The sequence below is a fragment of the Cryptosporangium sp. NPDC051539 genome, assembly GCF_044454545.1.
Lineage (GTDB): Bacteria > Actinomycetota > Actinomycetes > Mycobacteriales > Cryptosporangiaceae > Cryptosporangium.
The window spans coordinates 297836-319383 of the sequence record NZ_JBITDV010000006.1; the positions used below are offsets into that span (position 1 = coordinate 297836).

Annotated in this window: 23 protein-coding genes and 2 pseudogenes; 7 read left to right on the forward strand and 18 right to left on the reverse strand. The window is 71.2% G+C overall.

The window, feature by feature from the left end; translation table 11 throughout:
• The first annotated feature begins 16 nt into the window (after positions 1 to 16).
• Positions 17 to 3487 (forward strand): AAA family ATPase, encoded by a 3471-nt coding sequence (locus ACIBZJ_RS20475; protein ID WP_395931763.1) that lies wholly within the window; start codon positions 17 to 19, stop codon positions 3485 to 3487.
• A gap of 777 nt (positions 3488 to 4264) precedes the next feature.
• Here the strand turns inward: ACIBZJ_RS20475 and ACIBZJ_RS20480 are convergent.
• On the reverse strand, positions 4265 to 4450 hold the full coding sequence (locus ACIBZJ_RS20480) for a hypothetical protein (RefSeq protein WP_395931765.1): 186 nt from the start codon (positions 4448 to 4450) through the stop codon (positions 4265 to 4267).
• A 202-nt stretch (positions 4451 to 4652) separates the two neighbouring features.
• Here ACIBZJ_RS20480 and ACIBZJ_RS20485 point away from each other — a divergent pair, with 202 nt between their 5' ends.
• Positions 4653 to 5072 carry a hypothetical protein gene (locus ACIBZJ_RS20485; protein ID WP_395931767.1) on the forward strand — a complete coding sequence of 140 codons (420 nt, stop codon included), beginning with the start codon at positions 4653 to 4655 and terminating at the stop codon, positions 5070 to 5072.
• A gap of 308 nt (positions 5073 to 5380) precedes the next feature.
• On the opposite strand, the gene ACIBZJ_RS20490 is transcribed toward ACIBZJ_RS20485, so the two are convergent.
• Positions 5381 to 5998: an NAD(P)-dependent oxidoreductase gene (locus tag ACIBZJ_RS20490; protein ID WP_395931769.1), complete on the reverse strand. Its 618-nt coding sequence runs from the start codon at positions 5996 to 5998 to the stop codon at positions 5381 to 5383.
• Positions 5999 to 6089: 91 nt separating this feature from the next.
• Here ACIBZJ_RS20490 and ACIBZJ_RS20495 point away from each other — a divergent pair, with 91 nt between their 5' ends.
• Positions 6090 to 6446, forward strand: a complete 357-nt coding sequence (locus tag ACIBZJ_RS20495; protein ID WP_395931771.1) for a winged helix-turn-helix transcriptional regulator — start codon at positions 6090 to 6092, stop codon at positions 6444 to 6446.
• Between the two features lie 214 nt (positions 6447 to 6660).
• Here ACIBZJ_RS20495 and ACIBZJ_RS20500 read toward each other — a convergent pair whose 3' ends face one another.
• From ACIBZJ_RS20500 to ACIBZJ_RS20515, 4 genes and pseudogenes are all read right to left on the reverse strand, one after another.
• Entirely contained in the window at positions 6661 to 7386 is a 726-nt protein-coding gene (locus tag ACIBZJ_RS20500; RefSeq protein WP_395931773.1) for a hypothetical protein, read from the reverse strand.
• Between the two features lie 90 nt (positions 7387 to 7476).
• Positions 7477 to 7638 carry a hypothetical protein gene (locus ACIBZJ_RS20505; RefSeq protein ID WP_395931775.1) on the reverse strand — a complete coding sequence of 54 codons (162 nt, stop codon included), beginning with the start codon at positions 7636 to 7638 and terminating at the stop codon, positions 7477 to 7479.
• Between the two features lie 226 nt (positions 7639 to 7864).
• Positions 7865 to 8134 (reverse strand): annotated as a pseudogene (locus tag ACIBZJ_RS20510) (VOC family protein); the annotation flags it as partial.
• 20 nt (positions 8135 to 8154) lie between these two features.
• Positions 8155 to 8367: a DUF1737 domain-containing protein gene (locus tag ACIBZJ_RS20515; protein ID WP_395931777.1), complete on the reverse strand. Its 213-nt coding sequence runs from the start codon at positions 8365 to 8367 to the stop codon at positions 8155 to 8157.
• A 148-nt stretch (positions 8368 to 8515) separates the two neighbouring features.
• Between ACIBZJ_RS20515 and ACIBZJ_RS20520 the strand changes: the two are divergent.
• Positions 8516 to 8854, forward strand: a pseudogene (locus tag ACIBZJ_RS20520) (DUF664 domain-containing protein); the annotation flags it as partial.
• On the opposite strand, the gene ACIBZJ_RS20525 reads toward ACIBZJ_RS20520, so the two are convergent.
• Complete coding sequence (locus ACIBZJ_RS20525) at positions 8803 to 9759, reverse strand: NAD(P)-dependent oxidoreductase (RefSeq protein ID WP_395931779.1); 957 nt, start codon at positions 9757 to 9759, stop codon at positions 8803 to 8805. The pseudogene ACIBZJ_RS20520 and the gene ACIBZJ_RS20525 sit on opposite strands and share 52 nt — an antisense overlap.
• 18 nt (positions 9760 to 9777) lie before the next feature.
• Between ACIBZJ_RS20525 and ACIBZJ_RS20530 the strand changes: the two genes are divergently transcribed.
• A complete protein-coding gene (locus tag ACIBZJ_RS20530; RefSeq protein WP_395931781.1) occupies positions 9778 to 10122 on the forward strand; it encodes a MerR family transcriptional regulator in 345 nt (114 codons plus the stop codon).
• Positions 10123 to 10413: 291 nt separating this feature from the next.
• The gene (locus ACIBZJ_RS20535) at positions 10414 to 10938 is read left to right on the forward strand and encodes a hypothetical protein (RefSeq protein WP_395931783.1); all 525 of its coding nucleotides are present in this window, start codon (positions 10414 to 10416) and stop codon (positions 10936 to 10938) included.
• A 434-nt stretch (positions 10939 to 11372) separates the two neighbouring features.
• Here ACIBZJ_RS20535 and ACIBZJ_RS20540 read toward each other — a convergent pair whose 3' ends face one another.
• The 5 genes from ACIBZJ_RS20540 to ACIBZJ_RS20560 form a co-directional block, all read right to left on the reverse strand.
• Positions 11373 to 11963: a DUF664 domain-containing protein gene (locus ACIBZJ_RS20540; protein ID WP_395931785.1), complete on the reverse strand. Its 591-nt coding sequence runs from the start codon at positions 11961 to 11963 to the stop codon at positions 11373 to 11375.
• Positions 11964 to 12082: 119 nt separating this feature from the next.
• Complete coding sequence (locus ACIBZJ_RS20545; RefSeq protein WP_395931787.1) at positions 12083 to 12214, reverse strand: hypothetical protein; 132 nt, start codon at positions 12212 to 12214, stop codon at positions 12083 to 12085.
• Between the two features lie 460 nt (positions 12215 to 12674).
• Complete coding sequence (locus tag ACIBZJ_RS20550) at positions 12675 to 13877, reverse strand: tetratricopeptide repeat protein (protein WP_395931789.1); 1203 nt, start codon at positions 13875 to 13877, stop codon at positions 12675 to 12677.
• A 4-nt stretch (positions 13878 to 13881) separates the two neighbouring features.
• Positions 13882 to 15210, reverse strand: a complete 1329-nt coding sequence (locus tag ACIBZJ_RS20555; RefSeq protein ID WP_395931791.1) for an MFS transporter — start codon at positions 15208 to 15210, stop codon at positions 13882 to 13884.
• Positions 15211 to 15248: 38 nt separating this feature from the next.
• Positions 15249 to 15608, reverse strand: coding sequence for a hypothetical protein (locus ACIBZJ_RS20560; protein WP_395931793.1), 360 nt, complete (start codon positions 15606 to 15608; stop codon positions 15249 to 15251).
• Positions 15609 to 15801: 193 nt separating this feature from the next.
• On the opposite strand from ACIBZJ_RS20560, the gene ACIBZJ_RS20565 reads away from it, so the two are divergent.
• Entirely contained in the window at positions 15802 to 18489 is a 2688-nt protein-coding gene (locus ACIBZJ_RS20565) for an AAA family ATPase (protein WP_395931795.1), read from the forward strand.
• Here ACIBZJ_RS20565 and ACIBZJ_RS20570 read toward each other — a convergent pair.
• The 6 genes from ACIBZJ_RS20570 to ACIBZJ_RS20595 form a co-directional block, all read right to left on the reverse strand.
• Positions 18443 to 18850: a group 1 truncated hemoglobin gene (locus ACIBZJ_RS20570; RefSeq protein WP_395931797.1), complete on the reverse strand. Its 408-nt coding sequence runs from the start codon at positions 18848 to 18850 to the stop codon at positions 18443 to 18445. The genes ACIBZJ_RS20565 and ACIBZJ_RS20570 overlap by 47 nt on opposite strands.
• Positions 18851 to 18926: 76 nt before the next feature.
• Positions 18927 to 19295: a nuclear transport factor 2 family protein gene (locus tag ACIBZJ_RS20575; RefSeq protein ID WP_395931799.1), complete on the reverse strand. Its 369-nt coding sequence runs from the start codon at positions 19293 to 19295 to the stop codon at positions 18927 to 18929.
• Between the two features lies 1 nt (position 19296).
• Positions 19297 to 20268, reverse strand: coding sequence for an amidohydrolase family protein (locus ACIBZJ_RS20580; protein WP_395931801.1), 972 nt, complete (start codon positions 20266 to 20268; stop codon positions 19297 to 19299).
• Entirely contained in the window at positions 20265 to 20957 is a 693-nt protein-coding gene (locus tag ACIBZJ_RS20585) for a class I SAM-dependent methyltransferase (RefSeq protein WP_395931803.1), read from the reverse strand. The genes ACIBZJ_RS20580 and ACIBZJ_RS20585 overlap by 4 nt, the downstream gene beginning before the upstream one ends.
• 11 nt (positions 20958 to 20968) lie before the next feature.
• On the reverse strand, positions 20969 to 21373 hold the full coding sequence (locus ACIBZJ_RS20590) for a VOC family protein (RefSeq protein ID WP_395931805.1): 405 nt from the start codon (positions 21371 to 21373) through the stop codon (positions 20969 to 20971).
• The gene (locus ACIBZJ_RS20595; protein WP_395931807.1) at positions 21366 to 21530 is read right to left on the reverse strand and encodes a Trm112 family protein; all 165 of its coding nucleotides are present in this window, start codon (positions 21528 to 21530) and stop codon (positions 21366 to 21368) included. The genes ACIBZJ_RS20590 and ACIBZJ_RS20595 overlap by 8 nt, the downstream gene beginning before the upstream one ends.
• Positions 21531 to 21548: the final 18 nt, after the last annotated feature.

A 21548-nucleotide genomic window follows, 5' to 3' on the forward strand; every position in this document is an offset into this window, starting at 1 on the left:
CTCGCGGGGAGTGCACGTGACCCAACTGCGGATCCGGGTGTTCGGCCGGGTCGACGTAGTCGTCGACGGCCGGCCCCTGCAGATCGCGCGGCAAGAGGCCACCGTCCTCGCGGTACTGGTGGCGGCCGGCGGTCCGGTTCGCCGTGACCAACTCGTGGACGCGGTCTGGGCCGACGGCGACGCGCCCCGCGGCGACGGGCTGTCGCCGGTGGTCGCGCGGCTCCGCAAGCGACTGTCCGCAGGCGAGCTCGACATCGCGTACAACCGCGATCGGCGCACCTACGAGCTGACCGGCCCGCTCGGCGAGCGCGCGTCCTCGCTGGTCGACGCCGTCCGCTTCGGACATTTCGTGACCGAGGGCGACCAGCTGGCGGCGGCCGCCCGCGACGCCGACGCGCTGGAGGCCTACCGGGCCGCGTCCGCCGAGTGGACCGACGCGCCGTTCGCGCTCCGGGGCGACGACGTGCCGGAACCCTGCCTGCGGCTGGCGGCCGCACTCGAGCGGCAGCGCGCCGATCTCGTCACGCACCTGGCCGAGGTAGGGCTGCGGCTCGGCCGGTACGACGTCCTCGCGGACGCGCCGTTGTCCGACGCCGACGAGACCGCGGACGGCGTGTGGCTCACCCGGTTCCTGGGCACGCTGGAGGAGTCCGGCGCGGCCGCGGAGGCGCTGATCGACGGCCGTCGCGCGACCGACCGCTACGACGACGCCGCGACCAGGGCGTTCGACCTGCTGTCGTTGCACGAGTTCGGATTCGACGTGCACCGGCCGCTGCGGGTCGCACCGCGTCCGCGTGATCCGGGTACTCCGGCCCGGCTGGTCGGGCGAGAGGCCGAGACCGCGGCGCTGACCGCGTTACTCGAACCGATCGCCGGGAAGCGTCCGGCGGCGCTCACGATCGCCGGCGTGGGTGGCGTCGGCAAGACCAGGCTGGTGGAGGAACTCGGCCGGCTGGCCGATCGGCAGGGCACCGCGGTCGTGACCGCGACCTGTTACGCCTCCGGCGACCTGCAGCCCTGGCGGCTGGTGGCGGGTGCGCTGTGGGCGCGGATCCGGCGGGACCCGTCGACCGGGCCCAGCCCGCTCGACCGGGGGACGCTCGTCGACTTCCTGTCCGCGGTGGCTGGTCACGCGCGCAACCAGTTCGACTCCGAGCGGTCGCCGCGGCAGCTGACGTCGGTGCTGTGTTCGCTGCTCTGGCGGACCGCGCGGCCCGGCGGGCTGATCGTCGTGTTCGACAACGCCGACCTGCTCAGCGCCCGCGCGCTCGAACTGCTCGACGACGTGCGCGCCGCGGTCGGCGACGTCGGCGTCGGTTTCGTCCTGTCCGGACGCGACGAGGGGCCCTGGCGGGAGTGGCCCCGGAGCGACCGTCGCGGTGCGCTGATCGCGCTCCGGCCCGCGGTGCTCGGCGCCGACGGCGTCCGCGAGTGGCTGACCGAGGCGCTGGCCCGGGAGCCCACCGAAGACGAGATCCTCGCCGCCTACCGGAGCACCGGTGGCCTGCCGGTCCGCCTCGGAGATCTGGCCGCGGTCCCCGCGCCCACCCCGGCACCGGTGGAGACCGTCGACCGGCGGACCGCGCCGTTGTCGCCGTGGCTGGCCGCGGCCGCCATCACCTGCATCAACGAGGAGATCGACTTCGGGCTGGTGGCCGAGATGCTTGGGCTGGCGCCCAGGGAGGCAGACCGCGAGCAGGCGGCCGCAGTGGCGAGCCGGGCGATCGAGGGGCACGGCCGGGTCCGCTTCCGGCACGCGCTCTGGCGCGAGGAGGTCCTCGCCGGTCTCGAACAGGACCCGGCGCTCGCCCGTCGCCTGCACCGCCGCGCGTTCGAGGTCCTGGACGCCCGGATCAAGTCCGCCCGCGTCCTCGACCAGGCGCTCTCCGTCCGCCTGGCGAATCACGCCCGCGCCGCCGCGGTCGAGCTCACCGACGAGCAGGTCGCGATCGCGTGCCTGGCCGCGGCCCAGGCCGAGCAGCACACGTTCGCCCCCAAGGCGGCGATGGTCTGGGCCGAGGAAGGCCTGCGCTTGCGCTGCTCGCCGCCGACCCGGTTCGCGCTACTCGTCGTTCTCGGCGACGCCCGCAACGACACCGGCTACATGGACGAGGCCGGTCGCGACTACCTGGCCGCCTACGACGTCGCCGGGGGTCTCCCGCGGCTCCGGGCGGTGGCCGCGGTGAAGATGGCCCGCCGCTGGTCCGATCCGGGCAAGATCGACGTCCAGCTGACGCAGATCCTCCGCCGCTGCCTCGACGACCTGGTGGCCGAGCCGGACGACGAGGCCAGGGCACTCGTCGGTCAGTTACGGGCCCATCTGGCGCACAAGACCGCGATGTCGGTCGAGGTCGTGGCCTCCGACGGCGTCTCCGGCGCGGCCCTGGCCGAGACCGCGCTGGCCGAACTCTCGCCGTCCTGGGACCCGGTGATCCAGTGCGAGATCCTCACCGAATGCCGGTGGGGGCTCTACGACACCCACCCGCCGTCCGAACTGGTCACGCTGGCCGGCCGCCTCTACGAGACCAGCCTCCGGGCCCAGTCACCGCACTTCCGCAGCGAGGGCCTGGTCGCGCTGGCGATCGACCGGCTGCGACTCGGCCGGCTGGGTGAGACGCTCGCCGCCGTCGACGAGTACCGCCAGCACGTCCAGCTCAACCGCAGCCCGCTGAACCTCTGGCAGCTCGGCGTGCTGGAGACGCTGCTCGACCTCTGGCGGGGCAAGTTCGACGCCGCCGAAGCGCGCATCCTCGGCGAACAGGCGAGAACCGTGCAGGAACTCGAGAGCACGCAGACGCTGCCGGTGAGCACGCTGAGACAGACCTGGATGGGTCAGCTGTTCTGGCTGAGGCACGAACAGGGCCGGATGGAGGAGCTGTTCGATCTGGGGTTGGCCGATCAGATCGAACAGCACGGCTTCTTCCCGATCTGGCAGGCGGCGTTGATCTTGGCGCACGCCGAGACCGGTCGCCATGCTGCCGCCGCCGACCTGCTCACGGCGTTCGTCGACGAGACCGCGGGCCTCGAGACGCTGCCGCCGCACGGCTGGGCCAGCCCGACGCTCGGCGTCCTCGCCGACTCGTGCGCGCTGCTCCTCGACTCACCCGTGGCCGGCCCCGAACTCACGGCTCTCGGGGCTCGTCTCGGTGCGCTGCTGCGTCCGCATTTCGACGAGGTGCTCCTCGCCGGGTGGCCGACCGTGCTGACCGGGCCCGCGGCCAGGTACACCGGGATCCTGTCGCTCGCGGCCGGAAGACCGGACGAGGCACTGAGCCAGCTGGGCGCGGCGTCCCGGCTGGTGTCGGCAGCGGCGCCGTCGCTCGCACGCGTCCGCCTCGACCAGGCGCGGGCGCATCTGCTCCGCGACGGTCCGGGCGATCGCGACGAAGCCGCGGGCCTGCTGCGCAAGGTCCTGGCGTCGGCCGAGCGGCTGGGCATGGCGGAGGTCTCCGCGCGGGCCCAGGTGCTGGCAGACCAGGTGTCGTAGCGCTGTCCTGATCGTCTCCTTCCGCGGTAGGCGCGAGTGCTGCGGTGGCCGGGCCGGCCGATCGGCCGGTTTGGGCGGGCTGGCCGGGCTGGGCGGGCTGGGCGGGCTGGCCCAGGTGGACGCTGGGCCGGCCCGCGTCGGGACTCGCCACGCCCCCTCCTCCGCAGCGAGTCCCGGCGCGGAGGACGGAGGAGCGCTCGTCCCCGCCCGGTGACGATCAGTGTGGTGGTTGAACCTTGCACCACCCTTGCGCCGGAGCGGACCCGGAAGCCCCCCGTTCAGGGGCGAGCCGGCCCGGTCGGCTGCGGCCGCCGGGGTGCGGGCGGGGTGGCGTGTTCCAGGACGCGGGCGACCGTTGCGCCTCCCGGTTCGGCGCCGAGGCGCAGTCGCGAATCGCCTCCGCGGACGAAAAACGCGCGCCGGTAGCCGCATCGAGTGCGTTCAACCGCGGATCTTTCGTTCGCGGATGCGAGATCTCACGTCCGCGGTTCTTGCGTCCGCGGTTCTCACGTCCGCGGTTCTCACGTCCGCGGTTCTTGCGTCCGCCGGGAGCATAGGGGTGGCTCCGCCGCTGCGCCGGCGCCAGGGACGATCCCGGCGCGGCCCGTGTCCACGGCATCCTGACCGCGTTGGAGGCCGCCGGGATCCGCCTCGGGCGACGCCGCGGCCCGAGTGAACGCACCGGCGCTCCGTTCAAGAACGGGAAAATTCCCCGCACATTTCGCATTACTCCAGTGGTCAACGCGTCTTCGTCGGCAGAGGCCAGGCGGAAAGGCTTCAGTGTCGTCTCGGCGGTGTTTCCGCCCGCTGTGATTTGAGCCCTCTGACCAGGCTATTCGCCAGTGCTGTAGAGCCTTCGGCCATGAATTGCGAGCCGTCCGAGAAACGGCCGTTATCATTTCGTGACCGGACCTTGCCGTCGACGATGGCGGTCGGATTCCTGCCGAGATGTTCGACGGTCATCGGCCGTTCTCGCAGGCCAAAGCCAGTTCCGGTGGCCGGTGACCGATCGGGCGCGCCTCGGGCCGACGGTCGAATCGGCTCGACGACGCGGCGTCCGGGGTGATTCTCGAAATCGCAACATTGATTCCCCCGAATCACCGGACTACCTTCAGGGTCGCGCTGGTCCATAAAGGACTAAGCCGCCTGACTGGAGGAGCGTTTCGTGTCAGTTAGAGCCTGGATTTCTCGCGTCTCAGTGGCCGCTGTCGTGTTCGGCGGATTAGCGTTCGTCGCCGCCCAACCGGCGCAGGCCGTTCCGATCGCGTGCGCCAACGACAAAACGTGGCGCATTTGTATTGCGACTCTGGTCGACTCGTCGGGAAAGGTCATCGGGTACACGTCGACTGCGTGCAACATCACTACCAAGGGCGTGGGGGTCAACACTCACGTAACCCTCACCGAGTCCCCCAAGCACTGGACCGGCGTGTCCGGCGACAAGGTGCTTTACGGTGTCAGTGACAGTTCCAGGGCCTGTCTGACCATCAAGGTGAGTGCGTCGAAAGACACTTCCACCAAGACCGGTACGGCAGGCGTTTCGGGAACCGGTGTCATCAGCATCGGGGTTCAAAACAAACTTGCCTGAAATAGGCGTCGGCCCGTCGTCGACGCCGCCGGTCCAAGGATGACCCTGGCTGTCGACCAGGGTCGAGGCTAGTCGGCTCGCCCGGCGTAAAGCCGGGTGAGCCTCTTGCGGTAGTCGGAATGTTCGTCGGCGCCCCGAGGACGGGATGCTCGGAGTCGGTGACGGTGATGCGGCTGATCCGGCGTCCGGCCTGCGCCACACCACGGACGCCGTGCAGATGCCGATTCCGTGCTCGGCGGCGACGCGTACTTCGTCGAGCACCGTGGGCAGCGACGTCGCATCGACACCGACATCGGTGCCGATCGGGATCATCGTGCGATCGCCACCAAGGCCCGGTGGTGGCGGGGCTTCTCCGCCTCGTCGACGAGCGCGGCGGCCAGATCGCCGTAGGAGAATGTCGTCCCCGGCAGCACGAGCGATCCACCGGTCGCGTACGGGCCGGCCGCCGGTTCATCCGCCAGGACGATCGGCGGCGGCGCCAGCACGACCCAGTCGACGTCCACCGGGGCCGCACGGAACGTGTCGAGTTGGGCCACGTGCCCGAGCGAGAACGCCCGGTGCTCCGCCGGGAAGTCCGGGCTGTCATGCACTGCGATGCCCGGCTCGACCTCCAGCATCGTGCCGATGCCGACCGCGACGAGACGGCGCGGGCGAGCCGACACCAGTGCTCGCGCAGCCGCGGTGTAGAACTCGGTCGCGGGGACGTCGAGCCGCACCGCGGTCATGATCACCGCGTCCTGACCGGCCACCAGTTCCTGCACGCGGCCCGCGTCGGTGACGTCACCCTCGACCGCATCGACCAGGTCGCCGGCGGCGTACCGCGTCCGATCGCGCACGACCGGCGTCACCTCGTGTCCTCTCTCGACGGCGAGCGCCACGACGCGCCGACCGGCACGTCCACCGGCTCCGAACACCACGATCCGCATGTCCACTCCCTCGTTTCGACGGAGCGCAATGTAGGACGGCAGACCTCGGTATCCGCAACGGTATCGTCCGTGACCTGCCTATCCTTGCCGCGTGTCAGAGCCACTCGACCCAGCCATGTTCGACGATTGCACCGACCCGTCCACGCAGCCGATCCGGATCGGCGACAAGTGGACCGCGCAGATCCTCGTCTGCCTCAAAGATTCTCCGAGGCGCTTCGGCGAGCTGCGGGCGCCGCTCCACCGGCTCACGCCCAAGGTCCTCAGCGAATCCCTGCGCTCACTGGTACGGGACGGCTTCGTCACTCGCACCGCCTACGACGAACACCCGCCTCGGGTGGAGTACGCCCTGACCTCGCTCGGGCGGTCGTTGCTGGAACCGATGGCGGCCGGGTGTGCCTGGAGCCGGGCGAACGCCGCCGAACTGACGAAGGCCCGCGCGAATCGTTGACCTCCGGCGTCTCGACCGAAGCGAGTCCGGTTGGCCACCCGAGGGGCTGGAGCCGACGTCTGCGCGCGGGCGATGCGTCTGCCGAGATCCTCGCCGCGGACGAGCGCGATGTCCCCGCCGAGCGCGACGGCCGACCGCGCTGTTCGCGAGGGTGGGCCCGATCCGGTCGCCCGCCTCGGGCTCCGTTCGGTCGCCCAGTACCGCGTAGGTGGGATCAGGACAGGGTGATCTGGTCGAGTTCGATGGACACGACGACGGGCTCCGGCACCTTCCGGCCGTTCTCGTCCGTGAGATGGACCGCGCGCTTCGTCGGGAAGACGAAGCCGTCGAACTCCTGGTGACCCCAGCTGTAGTGCGCCGAGTCGCGCGCGCTCGGACCGAGCACGTCGGGCGAGTAGTCGTGACGCCTGATGAGGCCCGCGTCGTCGATGTAGTGCGTCTGGACGCGGGTGTGGGTCACCAGGGTGTCCGGGAACGTGACCTGGAGGCGGCGCCAGGTCTCGCCCTCCTCCTCCCACGGGTCCAGCTCGGCGAACCGGAAGTCCGGCTCGGCGAACGTGAAGGGCTCGGTGAGGTAGTTCCACATCGCGTAGCCGGTGAAGTAGGCGGCGTGCAGCCGGTCCCACGGGGTGTCGAGCACGTGGCCGGCGAAAGCAGCGCGCGGGTTGAACCGCTCCTGCACGATCTCGCCGCCGGTGGTCTCGACCGCCACGCGCTCCGGGGTAAAGGAGCTGCGCAGCCCTGCGCCGCCGAACGGCGTATGGCTGGCGAACTGCCGGTGCAGCTCGATCGTGGCGGTGTAGTCGTCGAGTACATCGCCTTGGCCTTTGATGTCCCACAGTGCGCCGCCGTTGAGGACGTGCGCGGTGAGCCTGTGGAGCGAGCGCCACCGCTCGAGGTCGCCGTGCGCGGCGAGCACGATGTCCTGTAGTTCTGCCATGAGCTGTCCTTTCGAAGAAATTCCGGTTGGACGTATGTCCGGTCGTCTCGTAATAGGCGGGGAAAGAAACTGAGCCCGCACCGTCGGGGTTCAGCCCAGGAGTCGTGCGACCGTGCGTTCGAAGACGCGAACCGGGTCGGAGGAGGAGGTCGTCTTGGACTTGACCGCGCCGCCCTCCCAGGCGTTCACGATGAACTCCGCGAGGTCGGCCGAGGGGATGTCGGTCGACACCTCTCCGGCGGCCCGGGCCACGCGACCTTCGTCCCCCGAGGGGTGACTGGATCGCGGTCTCGTCGTTCTCGTCCCAGACCAGTGGCCAGCCCAGTACCTCGCTCCAGAACGAGCCGACCTCCCGGGTGCCGTCACAGGCAAGTTCACCGAGAGGGCCGCACCCGGCGAGAAAGGCGTTGCCCGGCTCGATCACGCAGAACTCGTAGCCCGCCGGGTCGGCCAAGACGACATGTCCCTCCTCGGGCCGCTGTCCGACGTCGAGGTGGTGGCCCCCGAGTTCCAGCGCGGTCGCCACGGTGCGCCGCTGGTCGTCGAGGTCGGCGCTGGTCAGATGCGCGTGCATGCGGTTCGCGCCGGGCGTGCCCGGCCGGCCCGGCACGAACCGGAGGTCGAGCTGGGTCGGCTCACCCGGCAGGAACACGCGGCCGGCATCGTCGACGACCTCCCTGTCCAGCAGAGCGGCCCAGAATCGCGCTACGCGCTCCGGGTCGGGAGCCTCGAACGTCGCCACCAGCATCAAGGAACGCACCGCCCTGGCTAGGCCACCGCAGCGGAGGTGGACGGCGGCGGTCCCTCGCGACGCCAGATGAGCGCCTGCGCGACATATCCCTGTCCGTCCTTGACGGTCAGGGCCGGTCCGGAGTGGAGCTCGTAACCGAGGTCGAGAGCGTCGCTGACCCGGTAACAAAACGTGCTGTCGTCGGGGCCGGAGAGGAGTCGGTACGTCGGCAGAAGGTCACGATCGATCATGGTGCTCATGGTCGCCGATCTCGTGCAGCAGGCGTGCGAGCCGCGACGGACTCTCGTGCCCTGACCCGGCGGCCGACGTGCGTTCACTTCAGCCCGGCGACCTGATCACCCGCGGTCATGCGGGCGGGGGCGCCGAGCAGCGGTCCTCGCCGGGCTCAGCGCGGCCGCGCTGCGTGTCCCGACCCTTGACTCCGGCCGGACGCCACTGGGCGTGGTCGAGCACCTCGGACACACGGAGCATCATTGGTTCCAGGACGTTTCCCCCGGATCTGCGGAGCCGATGCCCTGGCCGGAGGACGATTGCCCACCGCCGACCACACCTCGTTCTCGATCATTGCCGCGACGTCGCGTGGCCAGGCATCGGCGAGCAGACACGCGAACTGATCGTCGGGCGCACCGGGCTGGGACCGCGCGGAGAGAGCGGGGGAATGTCGTCTATTCCGCGAGGGCGGCCGGGAGACCGATGACGTGGGTGAGTCTGGCGTAGCCGTTGTTGCCGTAGCCGTTGGCGAGCGCGCGGTCGGTGACGCTTTGCAGAGCGCGTAGCAGGCTGACGTCGATGTCGTGCCGCGCGGCGGCCTCGATGACGTGCGCGATGGCCGACGACGCCGACGCGATATTCGATGTGGTGCCGGGGAAATGGTTCGCTTCGAGTTGGTCGGCGAACCGGGTCGTGAGCTCGGCGAGCAGGCCACCGATTCCCTGGGCGAAGGGCGCGAACGTGGAGGGCGCGATGCTTTCGGCGCGGGCGAGGGAGAACGCGTGTGCCAGCCCGCCGACGGCCGTGGTGAACAGATCGAGCAATGCCATCTCGAAGCCTGCCGCGGCGCCGGGATCCTCGCCGAGGAATTGCGTGGTGCCGGACAGCAGCGTCAGCAGAGCGCTGGTTCGGTCGAAGACGGTTCGAGAGCCGCTGTACAGGATGGACGCTGCAGGCGTGCCGATCGTCGGGGCGGGTGTGAGGATCGCCCCGTCGAGGTAGGAGACGCCTCGCTCGCCGGCCCACGCCGCTAGGGCACGAGCCTCTCCGGGATGACCGCTGGTCAGGTTGATCAACGTTGTCGCGTCCCAATCGGGGACCGTGCGCAGCACGTCGCGCACGACGTCGTAGTTCAGGACGCAACAGACGACGGTCGATGCGCGGTGCACCGCGGCGGCCGGGGTGGGGGCCAGGGTTGCTCCGCGCGTGACGAGGTCCGCGGCCTTGTCGGCTGTCCGGTTCCAGATCACCAGGCGTCGGCCGTCGCCGGCCGCCGCGGCGGCCAAAGCCCGTCCCATCGGTCCGAGGCCCAGGACGGCGAGGGTGTGGTCGCGGTTTTCACGGGAGGATTCGCTCATGGCGGGACGGTAAACGTTCACGTTGACGTGAGAGTCAAGCCGTGATCGGGTCACGGCGTGTGGATCAGCGAGTTGGCCCGACGAACCGGTACGACGCCACGGGCTCTGCGGTACTACGAGGAACAGACGCTGCTCGAGCCCCGCCGCACCGCGAGCGGTTATCGCGACTACGACGAGCGTTCCATCGACGTCGTACGCCACATTCAGTTGCTCCTCTCCGCCGGACTGGGGACGTCGGTGATTGCGGAGATCTTGCCGTGCATTCCGGACGACACCACGACGCTCGCCCCGACGTGCCCCGAACTCCTCACCGGGCTCGAGGGCGAGCGCCTCCGGATCAACGCCGTCATCGACGAGCTCGTGGCCGCCCGCGCTGTCCTGGACCGACTCATCTCTCCGCCGACGGCTGCTGACTGACCTCATTGGAGGAGCTTTTCCGGCCCTGCCGACATCCGCGATCGCCGCGATCATCACGACGAGTCGCCGTGCCGCGGGATTGGTCCGACACCTGCTGAGCTCGGGAGTGTCCGCACCTGCGCCGGGCGCGGGTCCAGCACCGTGCCTGGCGTCATGCGGTGGATTATCGAGCGGGGTGTCTAGCGGGTCGGACCCCCTGACGGCCGAACGGTCGTCAAAGCTGCGAACTCGCGCGCGTCGGATGGTGCTGTTATAGAGTCGGCCGGCAATGGGAATGGACATTGGAGGGTCGTGCTCGCAGTTGCTGCTGAGGCGGTCGCCATGTGGCCGCCGGCCATAACCGCCGAAGTGATTACTGTCGTGGGCGTCGCGATAACGGGCGTGTTCGCGTTCTTGTCGTCTTTGCAGGCCCGGCGGGGTGCAGAGGCATCAGCTCTAGCCACAGCCCGCGCGACCACTTTCGTACCTACCTCGGATAGATTCGCCAGTTGGCAGATGGCGAAGCGGGAGTGGTACGAGCAACTCCTGGCTGCGGTGCGTGAATATGAAGGCCGTCCCGACGACGAGGGCTTGCGCTCTGCGGCGGCGCATGCTTTCGATGTTGCGCTCCTGGCAGCAGGGAAGGACCTGCGGCCGCGGCTCTGGGAATACCGAACTAGAACGCTTGTAGAAACTAGTCAGTCGTCGTCGAGGTGGCGGAACGAGAAAGAATTAGTGACCGCGATGGCGCACGACATTGAGTTCGGGCAGAAGGTAATCAAAAAAGCTACTTTTCGTGCGCGCTTACTGCGCAAACTGCGGATCGATCGGCCGTAGATGCCATCGATCAATCATCATCTGCCGAGCTGCGCGCCTCGCGGCTACCGGACGTCGGGTCGTATTCGCGTTCGGGCAACGGCTGAGGCGCTCCCCGCGATCGATGGACGTATGCACCGGTCCGCGGCCGCTTCCCGGTAGCGAAGAACTCTTCGCGGAACCGCTGGGGCTCGGCGTGAGGACGCGAGTCTCCTTCCCGCCGTCTGCCGGGCACGATCGACGTACTCGCCTGCCGCTCCAGTGTTCGCGACGTCATAGGGTGTCGCGACACGGCCTTGTGACGGCGCGCCATCGTGGCCGACGGAAGGTCCGCCCTGGTCGCGTCGACGACCGGCTGATGGGTGTCAGCGGCGGGATCGGCGTCCACGGACACCCGACGCTCGACGAGGGAGAATCTGGTCGGAAAAACTCCCCGTGCGGCACCACTACCCGGGTCAGGACGCGCCGATCGTGCCCGGAGCGGGGGTGTAGGGGCGGAAGAAGTCGTTTGCGGGCGCACCCTCGAGCGTGAGGACGAGCGACGGGACGGACACACCGTCGAGTTGCTCGCGGATGATGTCCGCGTGGCCGGCATGACGGGCCATCTCTTCGAGCTGGTGGGTGAGGTAGTAGCGCAACCGAATCGGTTGCTCGGTGAAGCGGCCGTGCCACGGTGCCGGCGGCTCCACGGAGAGGGCATCGGGATCGGCCGCCGCGAACGCCTTCAGGTACTCGACTCGCGCTGCGTCGAACTCAGCGATCAACGCCGTGGTGGTTTCGTCGGGGCCTGGCGCGAAGCTTGCGACATAGGCGGCGATCGCAGCCGGATCTGCCGTCGACGCCGTGCTCTGCAGCCGGCTGGTTGCCCCTCGCATGCCGTGGATAGCGTGCTTGATCAGGCCCGCGATCGAGAGAGAGCTGCGGCAGGGGGTAGCGCGGCTCTGTGTTTCCGTCAGCCCGAAAGCTGAGGCGCGCAGTGCGTCCAGCTGCTGGTCGAGATAGCGCAGCAGCCCGGTGATCTCGTCGTGCTCGGCCGGCGTGTACATCACTGCCTCCAGTCGCGGGCGATCGTCAGGCGGTTAGTGGGGGAGACTCTGCCACTAGCTCGGACGTGGAGCGGCCCGGAGCGCGGTTTCGCGTTCCGGGCCGGGGTGCTGGGGTTGGTTCAGGAGCAGTAGTTGTAGTCCCAGCAGTCGTTGTAGTGCTTGCGGTGGTGGCGGCGACGGGGGCGGCAGTCGTAGTCGTACGAGTTGTCGTTGCAGTCGTACGAGTAGTCGTAGTCGTAGCAGCCGCTCATGTCGTCCAGCCTCCTGAGGTTGTTCGGCGGGGTGTGTCCCCGTCCTGGAACTAGGTTCTCGCCGAACGCGCGCTCGCTCGATCGCCGTGACGACGCCGCGAACGTTCGGTTCGCAACACTCGCTCTCGTCGCGAGGCGGGGATACGCGGTGCTACTGAATCGCACGGCGACCACCGTCGCCCTCCTCGGCGGAGCGGACTATCTGGAGCTCAGCTGACTGCCTCTCCGCGGGTGGCGCGGGGCGCTCGTCGGACCGGCCGACCCTCGTGGGCGTGCGACGACGATCGACGTCAGAAACGCCCGGTGGGAGGGGTACGGCACTCGTCGCTGCCCGCGCTCTGCAGGGTCGTGGTTCAGTCGGCAGGCGGACCCGGCAGCCCAGCTGCCCGGCGAAGACGATGACGACCGATCGTTACGGCGAGCCCATCCCTGACCGGAAGTCGGCCCCGGGACACCGAACTCACAGCGTTCCCGAGCTACCCGCCCCGGCTACGACCCCGGCTGCGACCTCGGCCCCGCCCACGGCCCCGGCCTCGGCCTCGGCCCCGGCCTCGGCCCCGGCCCCGGCCCCGGCCCCGGCCTCGGCCCCGACCCCGGCCTCAGCCTCGGCCCCGGCCTCGGCCCCGGCCTCAGTCCCGGCTGCGATCCCGGTCTCGGTCTCGAACCCGACCTCAGCCCCGGCTGCGACACCAGCCAAGGCTGCGGCGGCGGCGCCGGCGCGGGCGGTCTGCAGGGTGGGGTGGTCGGGGGCGACGAGCGGTTCGAGGATCGTCGCGGCGCGTGTGTAGAGGCGGGTGGCGGGAACGTACTCGCCGCGCTCCTCGTGAACGGCGGCGAGGTTGACCAAGGTCGTGGCGCAGTCGGGGTGCCGGTCACCGAGAAGGCGTTCTTTGGCGGCCAGAGCCCGGGCGTACAGCTCCAGGGCGGTGTCGAGGTCACCGCGCCGGTGGTGGATGGCAGCGAGGTTGTTGCGGGTGACCGCGACCTCGTAGTGATCGGGCCCGTAGGCGGCCTCGAAGACGCCCAGGGCGTGGCAGAGCAGTGCTTCGGCCCGGTCGGGCCGGCCGCAACCGTCCAGTAGGGCTGCCCACGCGACGTGCTCGGCGGCGACCTCGGGGTGGTCGGGACCGCGCAGCGCGGTCCGCAGCTCGACCGCCCGGCGGGCCCAGGGTTCACCGTCCGCGTACGCACCTCTGGCGTGCGCGAGTCCACCGAGGTTGTGGTAGATGGTTGCCACGCTGGCGTGCTGTTCGCCGTGCTCGGTGCGAAGAATGTCCAGGGCCCGGCGGTACAGCTCTCCGGCGTGGTCGAAGTCTCCGGTGTACTTGCCGAGCACAGCCAGTTCGTTGCACACCGCGGCCACCGCCGGCGACCGGGGCCCGAGCCGGCTCTCGGCGGCGGCGAGCGTCCGCCGCAGGAGCAGGCCGGCCCGGCGGTACTGCCCGGTGGTGCGCCACACCCCTCCGAGTACGGTCTGCGCGGTGATGCGGCCGGCCGGGTCGTCCGCCGCCCGGTATCCGGCGATCGCCGCCCGCAGCGTGCGCCGGGCCTGCTGGTATTCGCCCGCGTCGCGCTCGCGCTCGGCGCGGACGAGCAAGGCCTCGGCCGCACTGGCCACCTCCACGGTCCACCTCTCTGCCGTCGTCATCTCGGTCGTCGTCATCGCGTCAGGACACCGCGGCCAGCTCGCGCGAGGGCGGATCGGCCGGCCCGGTGTCCGGGCACCGTCCGGAGGACTGACCGGCCCGCGGGATCCGGGCCACCGCATCGGGAAGTAGCCGGCCGAGCCGGACGGCGGCGAAGACGCCGAGGACGAGCACCGCGATACCGGCCGGAAACAGCAGCCCGGTGGCGCCGGCCCCGATGAGCGCACCCACCCCGGCCGCGCCGAGGAGGAATCCGCTGGTCCAGGCCACCGTCTGGGCCCCGTTGTACCGGCCGCGCAGGCCGGGGGTGGCGAGATCGTTCACCACCGTCGACACCACCGGGATGAACAGCGTCTCCGCCGCGGCGAAGACCAACCCGGCGGCCACCAGGGCGTAGGCACCGGACACACCGACCACCAGCAGGAACACCCAGGCCGTGGCCATCAGCACCACACCTGACGCCAGCACGGTGACCCGGCGCCGGCCGGGCAGGAGACGCTGCACCGGTACCTGCAAGACGACTACACCGACCATGTTGGCGGCGAAGGCCCAGCCCAGCGCCCGGACGTCGATCCCGGTGGCGGCCACGTACGCCGGCAGCCCGACCTGGAGCACGGCGAACCCGCCGGCGACCGCGAGCAGAACGACGGCACAGGTCCATCGCATCGCCGGGTCGCGCGCCACCGCGCGGTACCCGGCCCCGCGAACCTCCCCTTCCGCCGGGTGCGCCCCGGCCCCGCGAACCTCCCCTTCCGCCGGGTTCGCTAGGCCTCGCAGGACCACTGCGATGAGCACGGCGAGGATCCCGAACGACAGGCCGTCCACGAGGTAGAGCCCGCGCAGTCCGGTGGTGATGCCTGCCGTCGCCACCGCGACCGAGGCCAGCGCGGCGCCTGCCGCGCCGCCCAAGTTCACGGTCGCGTTGCGCCATCCGAAAAGTGTGGGACGCAGATCCGCGGCGACGGTCCGGGCCAGCAACGTGTCCATGGCCGGCGCCAGCGACGCGCACGCCAACGTGCACACGGCCACGGCGACGAACCCGGTCGTCGGTCCGCCGGCCGATGCCGCGACGACGGAGCTCACCGCGGCCAGGCCCAACCCCGCGACCGCCACCGTCCGGGCACCGGCCCGGTCGGTGGCCGTACCGCCCACCGCCGCTCCGGCGATGGCGAGAACCGCACGTAGCGTGAGCATGACGCCGACCGCGGCGAGCCCCGTCCCGCACACGGTGTGCAGGTAGATCACCAGATACGGCACGGTGGCGCCCGAACCCGCACACGACACCAGCTCGCCCGCCAGGACGAGCCGGGCTCGGCCCGGCAGCCCGGCGACCGTACGGTCCGTCTCCACCGTTCGCACCTTCCGCCCGCCGACGCGCGACCCTGGATCTACTGACCGGCAGCCGGATGCGCCGGAGCCACCACGGTTTCGCTGTGGTTCGGTGTCAGCGCCCGGACGACGACGGCCTCGTTGTGGTTGCTGCTCAACGCCCGCTCGCGGCGGATCACGGTCTCGTTGTGGTTGGAGATCAGGGTCCGCCCGCTCGGACGGACGACGGCCTCGTCGTGGTTGTTGCTGATCGGGTGCTCCCGCCGGACCACGGTCTCGCTGTGGTTCGGTATCAGCGCCCGGCCGGTCGGACGGACGACCGCCTCGTTGTGGTTCAGGCTGACGGGGTGCTCCCGCCGGATCGCGGTCTCGTGGCGATCGGCGTTCAGGCCGCGGATGGCCGCTGTCGTGTTGGTCATTGCTGCTCCATTCGGGTTCACGGTGACGGTCGGATCGACGCTGTGCCGAACCGGCCCGCCGTGATTCCACTTTCGACGCCCGGGACGCTCCACACCTGAGTAGCGGATACCTATCGCGCAGCCGACAAAGTGCCCCGCCGGCCGGCGACCGAAGGACGTTGTGTTCACATTGGCCAGACGGCATCCTGTTGACGTGGCGCGCGACGGACGTCCGACCGGTGCGCCGGCGGCCGGTGCCGGCCGGTGGCCCTTCGTCGGCCGCGCTTCGCTCCTCGACGACATCGACGCCGCCCTCGACAATGGACGCACGATGGCGGTGCTGCTGTACGGCCCGTCCGGCGTCGGCAAGACCCGGCTCGGGGAGGAGTACGCCGACCGGGCGGAGGCGGCCGGCAGACCGGTGGCCCGGGTGTCGGCCAACCGGGCGTTGGCTCAGATCCCGCTCGGCGCGCTGGCCTCCTTGCTCGCCTCGGGCGGCACGGATTCCCTCGGCGGCGGCACCGGCCGGTCGGCAGCCCTCGATGACTTCGTCACGCTGTTCGGGTACGCCCGCACGGTGGTCACCGCCCTCGGCCGGGGGCACCGGCTGGTGCTGTTCATCGACGACCTGCCCGCGCTGGATCCGTTGTCGGTGGCGCTGATCGCACAACTCGTCGAGGTGAACGCGGCCGCGCTACTGGCGACGGTGCCCACCGGCGAGGCCGTGCCCGACGCCCTGCTCGGGCTGTGGATCCGGGACCGGGCACTACGGGTGGACGTACCGCCGCTCCGCCGGGGCGAGTGTCACGCGCTGCTGACCGCGGTGCTCGGCGCGACCGTGAGCGCGAGTTGTGTGGCCACCCTCTACCAGGCCAGCGGAGGCAGCGTGCTGCACCTCCGGGAACTGGTGCTCGGCGCTCAGATGAGCGGCACGCTCGCCCAGGTGCTCGGGGTGTGGCAGCTGGTCGGCTCGCCGACCGTCACCATGGCTCTGCACGACCGGCTCGCCGACCGGCTGCGAGTGGTGACGGACGCGGGGGAGCGGGCCGTACTGGAGCGGCTGGCCGTGTGCCGATCCCTCGCGGTGGACGAGTTCCCGGCCGACGCCGACCGGGACGCGCTGGCCCGTCTGGACGAGACCGGGCTGGTGCGGCTCGTGAAGCTCGGTGAACGATTGTTCGCCGAGCTGTCCCACCCGCAGTACGCCGAGGTGGTCCGCGCGGGCCTGTCCCAGCTGCGCGCCCGTTCGCTGCTGCTGGAGCAGGCCGAGACGGCGGACCGACGACCACACGGCGCGGGGGACGCGCTGCGGGTGGCGGCCTGGCGGCTGGAAGCGACCGGCACGGCCGATCCGGAGTTGCTCCTGCGCGCCACCCGGCTGGCGCGGATGGCGCACGACTTCCCGGCGGTGAGGCGCCTGGCCGGGGCCGCGGCCGCCCACGCGGAGACCTTGGACGGCGGGGCCCAGTTGCTGCTCCTGCTGGGTGAGGCCCTGGGTGAGCTGGGGCATGCCGAGGAGGCACTGGCCACCCTGGCGCGGGCGGCCGAGCTGCCGGCTTCGCCCCCGGTGGCCGCGCAGCTCGCCGTGGTCCGCGCGATGCTCCTGTCGTACCAGCGGGAGCAGCCGGACGAGGCGTTGACGGTACTGCGCACCGCGCGGGATGCCTTGCCGGACCAGGACGAGGTGCTGGCCTACACCGCCGCGATCCTGTTCGGTGACGCCGATCAGACCGCCGCCGCGCTCGCCGAGCTCGACCGCGTCGGGCCGCGCGGCGGGCGAAGCGCCGGCTGGGCGATGGCGATCGTGCCGGCGCTGGCGATCGCCGGGCGGACCGACGAAGCGGTCACGGTCGCCGCGGACGCGGTGGCCGCCTGGCGGGCCGGCGCCCAGGACAGCACCTGGCACGGCAGCGACCCGTTGATGGCCCAAGCCCTGGCACTGTCCGAAGACGGCCGGCTCGACGAGGCGGTCGCCTCCGGCCGCCAGGCCCTGGCGCAGGCACTCGACGACGGGCTGGACCGGTCGGCCTGCGCCGCCGCTACCCGGCTGGCCGGGGTCTACCTGTTGGTCGGCCGTGCGCGCAGTGCGGGCCGGTTGTACCGGGACGCCGTCAACGGAGCACGGGCCTACGGGCTGGCCGGCATCAGACAGGTCGGCCTGTGCGGCCTGACCGTCGCGTCGGCCTGGACCGGCGACCTGACCGCCGCGCGGGCCGCCTGGGCGGAGCTGCCCGTGGCCACCGGGCCGGCCGGCGCGTGGCGGGTCGTCGGTGAAGCCTGGCTGGCCGCGGCGGAAGGCGACCTCTCCACCGCGGTCGAGCTGCTGGAGACCGGAGGTGAGGACGCCCGGCGACGCGGTCAGCTGGCCGTGGCCGCCGCGCTCTGGCACGACGTGGTCCGGCTGGGCCGGTCTCGCCGGGTCGCCGAGCGCCTGGCCGACCTGGCGGCGCGCGGACGAAGCCCGTTGATCACGGTCCGGGCGGACCACGCCGCCGCCCACGCCGAGCGGGACGTCGCCCGGCTCACCGAGGTGGCGGACGCGTTCGAGCGGATGGGCGCGGTCCTGTTCGCCGCGGAGGCGATGGCCCACGCGTCGCAGGCCGCGCGAGCCGACGGTTCGCCGCGCGCCGCCACCTCTCTGCTGACCCGCACCATGGCGCTGGCGAAACGCTGCGAGGGGGCGCGTACCCCGGGGCTCCTGCTGGCCGACAGCGTGGAACCGCTGACGGCCCGGGAACGGGAGGTCGCGATGATGGCGGCCTCCGGAATGCCGAGCCGGGACATCGCCGAGCGTCTGGTTCTCTCGGTCCGGACGGTCGACAACCACCTGCGCTCCGGCTACCTCAAGCTCGGCGTCAGCTCCCGGGCGGAGCTGCGTTCGGCGCTGCGGCCGGTGGGCTGACCGTCGCGTCGTCGACGACCGCGTGGCGCAGTGGCTCCAGTCGCCGGACCACGCGGTCCACCATGGACTGGCTCTTGCCCAGATCCCGCAGTGCGGTCGCGAGATGGCCGATCAGCTCGTCGAACGCCTGGTCGGTGATGCCCAGACCGGCGTGCGCCGCGGCGATGTCCCGGCCGCTGAACAGGTCCGGCCCGCCCAGGGCGTCGGCGAGGAAGGCGAGCTGATGGGCCCGGAGCGCGGTCATGTCGACACCGCCGAACCACGGTGCGAGCCCGGGATCGGCCAGCACCCGGCGGTAGAACAGGTTGACGGCGGTCCGGAGCGTCGCCGCGTCACCGATCTCGTCGAACAGCGAGCCCATACCGCCTCCCGCGTCCTCGCCACGACACCCGGCCGAGGACACCGCAGACTGTACCGCCCGGTGGTCGGCCGGACGGTCAGCGAACGGCGAACAGCGGTGCGAGGTCGACGAAGATGCGATAGCTGGTGATCTGGCCGGTACCGGCCCCGCGATCGAAGATCGTCACGGCCGGCACCGTGACGTACTCACCGTCCAGCCGGTGGTACTCGACCGACAGTTCGGCCGCGGTGGCGGGGGCTACCTCCCAGCGGTTGACGATCGTGTGGCGCAGCCCGCGGATGCCGTCGAAGAAGGCCTGGACCGCCTCGGCGATCGCGGCCGGTCCGCAGATCGGCTCGGCGTTGCCGAAGACGAACCGGCCGTGCGGGGCGAACAGGGCGGCGAAGGCGGTCGCGTCGCGCTTGTCGACGAGGGCGAACACGCGGTCGGTGAAGGTGTGGGACATGTCAGCTCCTGGTGGTGACGAGGGCGAGGCGCGGGAACAGCGCGGCGGCGTTGCCGCTGCGGATCCGTTCCAGCAGGTGCGGGTTCCCGGCGTGGTGGTGGCACAGCGCGGCGTGGCTGTCCCGGGCGTACCCGTAGGGCATGAAGGGGAAGTCGGAACCGAACAGCACCCGGCCGGGATCGGCAAGAGCATGCAGGCTGGGAAGGGTGTAGGGGTTCGCGGAGAGGGCGGTGTCGAACCAGAGCCGGCGCAGCGCGCCGATCGGGTCCGCCGGTGCCCGGCCGGCCAGTTCCGGGCTGATGACCGCGGCGTCGGCGAGCCGCCCGGCGAGGAACGGCACGGTTCCGCCCGCGTGCGGGACGATCAGACGTAGCCCGGGGTACCGGTCGAGGGCGCCGGAGTACAGCAGGTTCGCCACCGCCCGCGTGGTGTCGAACGGGAACTCGAACACCGAGGCGGGCAGCCCGAACGTCGGCTGATCCCGCCCGGGCGGGCGGGCCGGGTGAAGGAGCACCGGTACCTCCCGGCGGTCGAGCTCGGCCAGCAACGGTTCGAACGAGAAGTCGCCGACGTAGGTACCGCGGTAGTTGGTCAGCACGCCGACGCCGTCCAGCCGCAGGACGTCGAGGGCGTAGGCCAGCTCGGTGAGGGCGGCGTCGACGTCGGGCAGCGGCAGCACGGCGAATGCCCCGAACCGGGCCGGCTCGTCGGCCACCAGCCCGGCGAGGTACTCGTTGAGTCGCCGGGCGAGCCTTCGGGCCGACTCGCCGGCGGTGAAGTGCACCCCGGGCTCGGTGACGGACAGTACGGCCGCGTTGATGCCCAGCCGGTCCATCATGGCGCGGCTCGCGGCCGGATCCCAGCGCGGATAGTCGACGCCGGGAATCGGCCGGAGCAAGCCGGCCGTCTCCAGTTCCGCGCGGTAGAACGCCGGTACGACGTGGTGGTGCACGTCGATGAGCGGGCTGCTCACGGCTTCACCGCGTGGTGCAGAGCGACGGCGCCACCGGTGAGGTCGGTCCACCCGACTTGTTCCCAGCCGGCCGCGCGGATCAGGCCGGCGAGGTCGGGCTGGCGGTGCCAGGCGTTGATGGACTCCCAGAGGTACCGGTACGCGGCCGGGTTGGTGCTCGCGAACCGGGCGATGCGCGGCATGACGCGCCGCAGGTAGCCCATCCAGAGCCGGTGGTGCACCGAGTTCGGCGGGTGGCTGAACTCGCCGATGACCAACCGGCCGCCGGGCCTGCACACCCGGAGCATCTCGCCGAGCGCCCGCGGCACGTCCGCGGTGTTGCGCAGCCCGAACGACATCGTCACGACGTCGAAGGCGTTGTCGGCGAAGGGCAGCCGCAGCGCGTCTCCGGCGACGAACCGGGCGCGCGACGCCCGCTCGCGGCCGATCCGCAGCATTCCCAGCGAGAAGTCGCAGCCGACCACCGCCGCGCCGGTGCGGTAGAGGGGAATGGCCGAGTTGCCCGTACCGGCGGCGACGTCGAGGACGCGCTGTCCCGGCCCGGCGCCGCTGACGCGGGCGACGGCCCGGCCCCAGCCACCGGTCCGGCCGAGCCAGATGGCCGCGCGAGTGCGGTCGTAGCCGGCAGCGACCTCGTCGAACATCGCCGAGACCTGCCGTTCGTTCTTGTCCAGATGCGCACGCACCACGGGACGACTCCTTAGATCGTGAACAGCTCGAGTTGGATGTGATCGGGGTCGCGGAAGACCAGGACCGCGGTGCGCGGGTCGAGGGTGGCCGGGGCGATCGGCGAGTACGGCACGCCGAGCGCGTCGAGATGCGCCGCCCAGGCGTCGAGCGCCGCGCGGCCGGGGACCGCGAAGGAGAGATGGTCCAGCCCGGTACGGCGTTCGTCGAAGCGGTCCGCAGGTGCGCCGCCGTGCTGGACGACGCCGATGAGCACCCGGTTCGCCGCATCGGTGAGGACGATCTTCTGGCGCGCTCCGTCGCCTTCGGCGAAGCGGGCCGCCTCGCGGAGCCCGAGTACCCGGGTGTACCACGCGGCGCTGCGGGGTGCGTCGGTGACGGTGAGCGCCACGTGCGCCACCCCGGCGAGGTCAGGCATCGCCGGGCTCCAGCAACAGCACGGGAATTCCGTCGACGACGTCGTACCGGCGGCCGCAGCCGCTGCAGACGAGGCCCGCCTCGGTCGGCAGCAACGGCGCGTGGTCGGTGTCCGGGCAGGCGAGCACGGACAGCAGCGTGGAATCGAAGTTCGGCATGGGGTTCTCCCGTCGGGT